The organism is Streptococcus sp. 1055 (assembly GCF_013276815.1).
In the GTDB taxonomy this organism is placed as follows: Bacteria; Bacillota; Bacilli; order Lactobacillales; family Streptococcaceae; genus Streptococcus; species Streptococcus pseudopneumoniae.
The window spans coordinates 1-720 of sequence record NZ_VMLT01000178.1; the positions used below are offsets into that span (position 1 = coordinate 1).

General features: G+C 37.2%; 1 protein-coding gene. It reads right to left on the reverse strand.

Going from position 1 to position 720, the window contains the following annotated elements; genetic code table 11:
- A partial coding sequence (locus HT699_RS11490; RefSeq protein WP_275689840.1) for a pyruvate formate lyase family protein occupies positions 1-510 on the reverse strand: 510 nt, incomplete at its 3' end.
- Between the last annotated feature and the right edge of the window lie 210 nt (positions 511-720).

Genomic DNA, 720 nt, shown 5'->3' on the forward strand with positions numbered 1-720 from the left:
ACCAGTTACAGTGTGAGCGTGACGAGCGCGACGAATGTTTGAAGTGTAAGCACGGAAGATACCGTCGTTAACTGTTGTTACGTATTTAGTGAAGATTTCGTGAACAGCTGGATCTGGTTCGTATCCATTTTCTTTCAAAGTAGTTTCAGCCATACGGATACCACCTTTTGGCATGAAGTTCAATTTGAAGAGTTCATCGTTTTGGATACCGAAGATAACTTCATTTTCTTTGTCGATAAATCCTGCTGGAATGTCAGCGATAGATGTTGGACGAGTGTCCATTGGGAAACGAGTTTCTTCGTAGTGTGCCTTCGTTTCTTCTACAATTTTTTTGATGTGAAGTGAACGTTCTGTTGGTCCTGCAAGGAAGCTTTCGTCTCCATCGTAAGGTGTGTAGTTAGCTTGTACAAAGCGTGATACACTTGCTTTTTCTTTCCAATCTACGCCTTTGAAGCCTTCCCAAGCTTTGTCAAAAATATCTTGTGCTTCAACAACTGTTTTAACAACCATGTTAATGTCCTCTTTTTTCTTTCTAGTAACAACCATCTGTTACATTCATGAGACAAGTATACCACACAGTAACCGGTTTCGACAAGTGGAAAATCCCTATTTTTACACTTTCTTTTCTAAAACAGTCTATATTTTATTTCAAACTGTATTATATTTTTGAAAAAATAAAGTCCTTTTTTCTTTTTTTCAGAAAAAAGGGTATAATAAAAG